Source organism: Piscicoccus intestinalis NBRC 104926, from assembly GCF_001515525.1.
GTDB classification, from domain to species: Bacteria; Actinomycetota; Actinomycetes; order Actinomycetales; family Dermatophilaceae; genus Kineosphaera; species Kineosphaera intestinalis.
This window is the reverse complement of the sequence record NZ_BCNQ01000058.1, coordinates 20,961-28,793: the sequence shown is the minus strand read 5'-3', so window position 1 is coordinate 28,793 and position 7,833 is coordinate 20,961. Positions and strand designations below refer to the sequence as shown.

The 7,833-nt window shown below is 72.5% G+C and carries 5 protein-coding genes; 2 read left to right on the top strand and 3 right to left on the bottom strand.

What is annotated here, in order from left to right; all coding sequences use genetic code 11:
- On the top strand, positions 1-707 hold a 707-nt coding region (locus PINTE_RS10845; RefSeq protein WP_157087178.1), incomplete at its 5' end, for a serine hydrolase.
- A gap of 6 nt (positions 708-713) precedes the next feature.
- On the opposite strand, the gene PINTE_RS10840 is transcribed toward PINTE_RS10845, so the two are convergent.
- Both PINTE_RS10840 and PINTE_RS10835 read right to left on the bottom strand, forming a co-directional pair.
- Positions 714-2,153, bottom strand: a complete 1,440-nt coding sequence (locus PINTE_RS10840; RefSeq protein WP_157087177.1) for a glycosyltransferase — start codon at positions 2,151-2,153, stop codon at positions 714-716.
- Positions 2,154-2,264: 111 nt separating this feature from the next.
- Entirely contained in the window at positions 2,265-4,580 is a 2,316-nt protein-coding gene (locus tag PINTE_RS10835; RefSeq protein ID WP_068430073.1) for a sodium-translocating pyrophosphatase, read from the bottom strand.
- Positions 4,581-4,971: 391 nt separating this feature from the next.
- Here PINTE_RS10835 and PINTE_RS10830 point away from each other — a divergent pair, with 391 nt between their 5' ends.
- Positions 4,972-5,607 (top strand): class I SAM-dependent methyltransferase, encoded by a 636-nt coding sequence (locus PINTE_RS10830; protein ID WP_068430087.1) that lies wholly within the window; start codon positions 4,972-4,974, stop codon positions 5,605-5,607.
- A gap of 154 nt (positions 5,608-5,761) precedes the next feature.
- On the opposite strand, the gene ggt is transcribed toward PINTE_RS10830, so the two are convergent.
- Entirely contained in the window at positions 5,762-7,651 is a 1,890-nt protein-coding gene (gene ggt / locus PINTE_RS10825) for a gamma-glutamyltransferase (protein WP_084343478.1), read from the bottom strand.
- Positions 7,652-7,833: the final 182 nt, after the last annotated feature.

Genomic DNA, 7,833 nt, shown 5'->3' with positions numbered 1-7,833 from the left:
TCGGCGCCGACCCGCCGCTGGGCTCACCGACCCGCGACGCCGGCGTCGCCACCCCGTCGGGCGAGCGCTACGGCGCCGGCTGGCGGCTGCGATCCCTGCCCGACGGAACGACATTCGCGTGGCACAGCGGCATGGCCCCCGGGTACTCCGCGACCCTCATGGTCTGGCCCGAGCGCGGCCTCGCGCTCGTGACGATGACCAATCTCTCGGGCCCGTGGCACGCCGAACTGTTGCTCGCCGGGCCGATGGAACTCGCCGCCCGGCTCGCGCCGACCGACCCGGCGAACGGCTCCGCGGCCGGCTCAGGCTCCGGCGCCAGCGCCGGACCCAGTCAGGGCCCGAGCCGGTCGGTCGACGCGTTCTACCCCGCGCTCGTCGGCACGCTGACCGCGGCCCTCGTCCTCCTCGGCGCTGCCGTCGCCCGCCCGCCGCGGCGCCTCGGGCTCGTCGTGCTCGGGCTCGGGATAGCCGGGGTCGCCGGGGGCGGGTGGGCTATCGCGAGCGGCTGGGCCCGGCAGGCGTGGCTGTGGGCACCGGACGTCACCGCCCTGGCCGTAGCCGCCATCGCGCTATCCCTCGTCGCAGGGGCGCGCGCGGCGACTCGGCGACGACGGGCGGCGGCTCGGCGACGACCGAGCGGCGAATCGGCAACGGCGGGGCGGCGACTGGTCGCCGAGAAGGCGGGCGCCGGTCGACGGCAGGGGTGACCCGCCTCAGACCGGGTCGGCCTGGGGATCCTTCGACGCGACGAGGTCGGTGATGAGGCGGGCGTAGGCGAACAGGCTCCCGTCGCCGAGGAAGCGCATCAGCACCTTCTGCCGGGCGGCCTCGCCGAGGCGGGCGGCGAGCGCGTCGTCGCGCAGCAACACGGTCAGCGCGTCGCCGAGGGCCGCCAGGTCGGCGGGGTCGGGCAGGAGCATGCCGTCGATGCCGTGGTCGATCTGATCCTGGATGCCGCCGACCGCGCTGGCCACCAACGGCTTTCCCTTCCACATCGCTTCGGTGACGGTGAGCCCGAAGCCCTCGAAGATGCTCTTCTGCACGACGATGTCGGCGTACCGCTGCAGCGCGTTGACGATGTAGGCGTTCTCGTCGACGTCGTCCATCGGCACGCAGAACAGGTGCACCCGCCGGCGCACCGACTCCGGCAGCGCCGCGTGGGCCTCGACGCACTCGGCGAGCACCTCGGCGCCCTCCGGGTCGTCGCTGACCCCCTCCACCGCGGGCCCGCACAACGCGAGGTGCACCGACTCGTCGTGCACGCCCTCGACGAAGCCGGTCATCACGCCCGGCATGTCCTTGAGCCGGTCCCAGCGGCTGACCTGCAACACCAGCCGCGCATCCGCCGGCAGCGGGCCGCCCGCCACCGGGATGTCGGTGTGCCGGCGCACCGTGCCCGGCGAGCCGTCCCGCCGCGGGAACGACACCTCGCCGTCGGGTTCCCCCTCCAGCAGGCCGACCCGCACGAGCACCGCGCGGGCGACGTCCGGGGCGATGTCGATGTTCTTGGCGGTGAAGGCGTCGATGCACGGCGTGATGACGACCACCTTCTCCAACGGCACCGACGGCGGCTTGTAGAGCAGCCGGCTGACGATCACGCGGTCGGCCGCCGCGATGTACGGCTCGAGGAACGCCCAGCCGGCGTCGGTCAGGTCGTTCGGTTCGTCGCGGCCGATGTGGCTGCGCCAGATGACGGTGGCGCCCAGCTCGGCCATGCCCGCAGCCAGCCCCGCGGTCTGCGGATCGTGCAGCACCACCACGTCACCCGGGGAGACCCATTCCCGCAGGGTCGCCAGCTCTCGACCCAGCGTCGCCTCGTACGGGCGGCGTTCCGCGGCCTCCAGTTGGCCACCGTCTCCGGGGAAGCCGTGGATGAAGTTGTGCAGCCGCTTGGTGATCGCGAAGAACTCCGGGTCGCCGTCGAGCACCAGCCAGCGGACGTCCATCCCGAGGCGGCGCCACAGCGGCATGAGGGCGAGCAGCATCTCCGCCACTCCGCCGCCGTTCGCCGTGGCGTTGATGTGCCACACGGTCTTGCCGGCGAGGTCGGCGCAGGCCGATTCCCACGCCTGCGACACCTCGCTCCAGCGCTTGTCTCCCACCAATTCGGCCAGGCCGGCCACGTCACGGACGTCGAAGGTCACCTCATGCATCCGTCAACTGTGACCAATCCGGAGCCGGTTTGCCCACGGTTTCGAGAGAAACGGGCCATCTCGCACCGCGGGGGTTGCGACTCGGTCCTGCTCAGTCCCGCTTAGTCCTGCTCAGTCTTCGGTGATGTCGATGTGCGGGGTCTCGAACTGCTGCAGGTGCGAGGCCCGCTTGGTCGACACCACGACGGCCCCGACGATGAGTGCCGTGGCGATGGCGGCGACGGCCAATCGCAGTGGCGTCGAAGCCCCGTCACCAACGGACAGGTAGACGACCGCGGGCGCGATGAGCACCGCGACGAGGTTCATCACCTTGAGCAGCGGGTTGATCGCCGGACCGGCGGTGTCCTTGAACGGGTCGCCGACGGTGTCGCCGATGACCGTCGCCGCGTGCGCGTCGGTGCCCTTACCGCCGCCGAAGCCGCCGTCTTCGACGAGCTTCTTCGCGTTGTCCCACGCGCCGCCGGCGTTGGCGAGGAAGACGGCCATGAGCACACCGGCTCCGATCGCGCCGGCGAGGAAGCCCGCGAGCGCACCGAATCCGAGCCCGAAGCCCACCGCGATCGGCGCCATCGCCGCGAGCAGACCGGGGGTGGCCAGCTCCCGCAGGGAGTCGCGGGTGCAGATGTCGACGACCTTGCCGTACTCCGGCTTGTTCTCGCCCTCCATGATCCCGGGGATCTCGCGGAACTGGCGGCGCACCTCGAGCACGATCGCGCCGGCCGCCCGCGTCACCGCGTCGATCGCCAGCCCCGAGAAGAGGAAGACGACCGCGGCGCCGAGCACGAGCCCGACGAGCACGTTCGGGGAGACGATCGAGTAGCCCGCCACGGCCTCCGAGGCGTCGCGCCCGGCGCTGGCCAGCGCGCCCGTCACGGCGTCGTTGTACGAGCCGAACAGCGCGGTCGCCGCGAGCACCGCGGTGGCGATCGCGATGCCCTTGGTGATGGCCTTCGTCGTGTTGCCGACCGCGTCGAGTTCGGTGAGCACGGCGGCGCCCTCCTCGCCGACCTCGCCCGACATCTCCGCGATGCCCTGCGCGTTGTCGCTGACCGGGCCGAAGGTGTCCATCGCGACGATGACGCCGACGGTCGTCAGCAGCCCGCACCCGGCGAGCGCGATGAGGAACAGCGAGAGCACGACCGAGCCGCCGCCGAGCAGGAACGCCAGGTAGACGGCGGCGGCGATGACGACGGCGGTGTAGGCGGCCGACGAGAGCCCGACGCCGATACCGGACAGGACCACGGTCGCCGGGCCCGTCAGCGACGTGCGGGCGACGTTCTGGGTGGGCGACGACTCCGTGCCGGTGAAGTGGCCGGTCAGCCAGAGGATCACGGCGGCGAGCACGATGCCCAGCAGCACGGCCAGGCTCGCGAGCAGGCGCGGGTCGCTGCCGAGGGTGCGCACCGACTCCGCCGCCTGCGGCATCGCGGCGAACGAACCCGGAAGGTAGATGTAGGAGGCGATCGTGCACAGCACCGCCGAGACGATTGCGGCGATCGCGAAGCCGCGGTTGATCGCCCGCAGGCCGTTCTCGTGGTGGCGCAGGTGGGTGACGAAGACCCCGAGCACGGCGGTGAGCGCGCCGAGCGCCGGCACGATGAGCGGGAAGATCAGGCCCGGCTCACCGAACGCGGCCTTGCCGAGGATGAGGGCGGCCACCAGCGTCACCGCGTACGACTCGAAGAGGTCGGCGGCCATGCCCGCGCAGTCACCGACGTTGTCGCCGACGTTGTCCGCGATCGTCGCGGCGTTGCGGGGGTCGTCCTCCGGGATGTTCTGCTCGACCTTGCCGACGAGGTCGGCGCCGACGTCGGCAGCCTTGGTGAAGATGCCGCCACCGACGCGCATGAACATCGCCAGCAGCGCGGCGCCGAAACCGAATCCCTCGAGCACCGCGGGCGCCTGGCCGCGGAAGATCAGCACGACGAGGGAGGCCCCGAGCAGACCCAGGCCCACCGTCGCCATGCCGACCGCACCGCCGGTGCGCACCGCGATGCGGAAGCCCGGCGCCCGGTGACCGTCGCGGGAGGCGGCCGCCACCCGCACGTTGGCGCGCACCGCCAGGTGCATGCCCATGTAGCCGATGATCGCGGAGAAGGCCGCGCCGAGAACGAAGAAGATGCTGCGCCCGATGCGCACGCTGCCGTCGTGGGCGGGCAGCAGGAACAACAACAGGAACACGATGACGACGAACCAGACGAGGGTGCGCAGTTGGCGGTGCAGGTAAGCGGACGCGCCCTCCTGGACGGCGGCGGCGATCTCGCGCATGCCCGGTGAGCCGTGGTCGGCGCGCAGCACCTGCGCGCGCATGTAGGTGCCGAAGCCCAGGGCTGCGACCGCGACGAGCGCGACCACCACGACGATCATCAGGCTCTGGGAGCCCAGCGTCGTGGTGCCGCCGTCGACAGCCGGAAGTGCGGTGGCCATTCGTCCTCCTCGACGAGTTCTGCGCGCAGACGATGATCGATGAGCAGACCCGGCCCCGGTGGACGCGGCCGCGCGGTCAGCGCGTGCCGACGCCTCCGGCCGTGAATGCCCGGAATTGTCACATACCTGCGTGCCCCCGGTCCCGAGAATCGCTGGGACCGATCCGTGTTCGTCGGCGGTCCTGGGGCAATGACCACCTGATTCGTGCGAGCCATCTCATGTTCCGTACACACCGTCTCACTCAGTGGCCACAGGGGCGACCATACCGAGCCGAGTCGCCGGCCGTCGCCCGGGTGTCACGCGTGTCGTGTGAGGCGGCCGTCGCGGTCGGAGGGGTGAGACATCGTGCGTCGCGTCGGGCTCCGGTCTCGGGATCGCTACCGTGGTGGCGATGCCCACCCCACCGCAGCACTACTTCTCGGCGGAGCCCGACGTGCCCGAGCACCGGCGCACGATCAGCGTGCCGCTGCTCGGGCGCACCGTGCAGGTGCAGACCTCCGGCGGGGTGTTCTGCCCGGACCGGCTCGACCTGGGCACCTCGGTGCTCCTGCGCGAGACCCCCGACCCGCCGCCGACCGGTGAGCTGCTCGACCTCGGCTGCGGCTGGGGGCCGCTGGCGCTGACGATGGCGCAGCTGTCGCCCGGAGCGCGGGTGTGGGCAGTCGACGTCAACCGCCGCGCGGTGCGGCTGACCGCCGACAACGCCGCCTCCCTCGGCCTGGGCGTGCGGGCGGTGACACCGGAGGACGTGCCGGCCGACGTCGCGTTCGACTGCATCTGGTCGAACCCGCCGATCCGCATCGGCAAGGAGGCGCTACACGAGTTGCTGCTCACGTGGCTGCCGCGGCTCGCGCCCGGCGGGCGGGCCTACCTCGTCGTGCAGCGCAACCTCGGCTCGGACTCCCTGCAGACCTGGCTGACCCGCACCCTCGGCCCCGACTACCTCGTCTCCCGGCACGCCTCGGCCAAGGGCTTCCGCGTGCTGCTCGTCGACCGCCCCACCCCGCGCCCCGTCACCCCGGCCTGAGCGCGCTACTGCCGCGCCACCACCGGGCCCGGCCACAAGCTCGGCCACGAACCCGGCCGAAGGCTGCCCTTTCGGCCGAGGGCTCGTGCTATGGACCTAGCCCTCGACCGAAAGGGCAGCCTTCGGCCAGGGGGTGGTGACAGGCGAATGGGCGTTACGGGAGGGCCATCGCCGAGCCGCCGCCTCCCCGGGAGGTCTCAGCGGCTGCGGTGGCCTTGCCGCCGGAGAAGGTGATCGCCGTGGCGCGGCCGAGGGACTCGACCGGCTCCATCGGCTGACCCCAGGCGGCGAGCTGCTTGCCGACGTCGGAGACGATGAGGCCCGGCTCCGCGGTGGCCGCCGTGTTGCGTGAGGAGATCCGCGGCGCCGCAACGGCCTTCACGGGCGTCAGGCCGCGGTCGAGGTAGCCGGTGAGGATCTGCGCGACGCTGGTGATGATCGTCGGGCCGCCCGCGGCGCCGACGGCGATGACCGGCGCGCCGTCCTTGAGCACGATCGTCGGGGCCATCGAGCTACGCGGCCGCTTGCCGGGCGCGGGCAGGTTGGGGTCGGGCACCCCGTCGGTCATCGGCTTGAAGTTGAAGTCGGTCAGCTCGTTGTTGAGCAGGAAGCCCCAGCCGGGCACGACCATGCCGGAGCCGCCGAACTGCTCGATCGTCAGGGTGTACGAGGCGACGTTGCCCCACTTGTCGCTCACCGTCAGGTGCGTCGTCGACGCGCCGTCGTTCGGGGTGCCGCTGGCACCGGCGGTCGGCTGCGGGCACGGGCCGTAGTCGCCGTCGGGCTCACCGAACGGGATCGGCCGCGGCTGGGCCTTCGCCGGGTCGAACCCGCAGGCGCGCTCGGCGGCGAAGCCCGTCGACACCAGCTCGGAGACAGGGGTGCCGGCCCCCTCGGCGACCCATCGGTTGCGGTCGGCGAACGCGGTGGCGGTGGCCTCGGCGAACCGGTGCAGGTACTGCGCCTGATCGGCCGTCGCCAGCGGGGTGCCGGCGCGCTTCTCGTAGGCCTGCAGCAGGTTGAGGGTCTCGGCCACCGCGATGCCGCCGGAGCCGGAGATCGACATGCCGTAGACGTCGTGGCCGCGGTACGTGGAGTGGACGGGGTCCTTGGCCAGCACCCGGTAGCCGCGCAGGTCGTCGATCGTCATCGATCCGGCCGGCACGCTGACGCCCGCGGTCGTCTGCGGGGTGCGGACGGTCTTGACGATCGCCTCGCCGATCGCGCCCCCGTTGATGGCCGACGGGCCCTGCGACCGCAGGGCCTGGTAGGCCTTGGCGAGATCGGGCTGGCGCAGCACACTCCCGGGCTGCACGGGCTGACCACCGGGCAGGAAGACCTTCGCCGTCGCGGGGAACGTGGCGAAGCGCTCGGCGTTGTCGGCCGTGGCGTTCGAGAACGCGTCGTTGACGACGAAGCCGCGCTCGGCGATGCGTTGGGCCGGGGCCAGCATCGCCGAGTAGCTGCGGCTGCCCCACCGGTCCAAGGCCGCCTTCCAGGTCGCGGGTGTTCCCGGAACTCCCACGGACAGACCGGAATTCACCGCCTTGTCGAAGTCCATCGCCGTGCCGTCGGCTTCGAGGAAGGAGCGTTCGGTCATGCCGGCCGGGGCGGTCTCGCGCCCGTCGAGGGTGGCGACCGTCTGGCGTTTGGCGTCGTAGTAGACGAAGTACCCGCCCCCGCCGATGCCGTTGGCGTACGGCTGGACGACCCCGAGCGCCGCCGCCGTGGCGACCGCGGCGTCGGCGGCGTTGCCGCCCTTCTTCAGCACGTCGATGCCGACCTGACTCGCGACGGGGTCGACCGAGGAGACCGCTCCCCCGCTGCCGGTCATCGTCGCGACCCGCGGGAGGCTGTGGCCGACGGGGCCGGGCTTGTCCCGCATCGGCGCGGCCGGTGTCGCCGTAGCGGCGGGTGACGCCGGTGCGGCCAGCGCCGGTGCGGCGAGCGCGGCCGCCATGGCGATGGTGATCGTGCCGGCGAGGGCGCCGCGGCGCGCACGTCGGGCGGTGACGGGGGCCGAGGGGTGCGGTCGGTGCGTCATGCCCGGTGAGGTTAAGGGACGGGCCGCGCCCCGGCAACAGGAATGGCTCGAATCGCCTAGGCGCCTGCGGCGGCTCGTGCGGGCGCTGCCCCGCCTTCCTGCCCCCGCTGACCACCGGCCGCGATCCTCGCGAGGCTCGTGCTCGCTGGCGGCGGTAGCCGCCTGTTGACGGTCCCCGCGGT

What these genes read in the sequence shown, in the direction of transcription:
- PINTE_RS10840 (WP_157087177.1), bottom strand. Translation starts at nt 2,153, where the DNA reads ATGCATGAGGTGACCTTCGACGTCCGTGACGTGGCCGGCCTGGCCGAA.
- PINTE_RS10835 (WP_068430073.1), bottom strand. Translation starts at nt 4,580, where the DNA reads ATGGCCACCGCACTTCCGGCTGTCGACGGCGGCACCACGACGCTGGGC.
- PINTE_RS10830 (WP_068430087.1), top strand. Translation starts at nt 4,972, where the DNA reads ATGCCCACCCCACCGCAGCACTACTTCTCGGCGGAGCCCGACGTGCCC.
- ggt (WP_084343478.1), bottom strand. Translation starts at nt 7,651, where the DNA reads ATGACGCACCGACCGCACCCCTCGGCCCCCGTCACCGCCCGACGTGCG.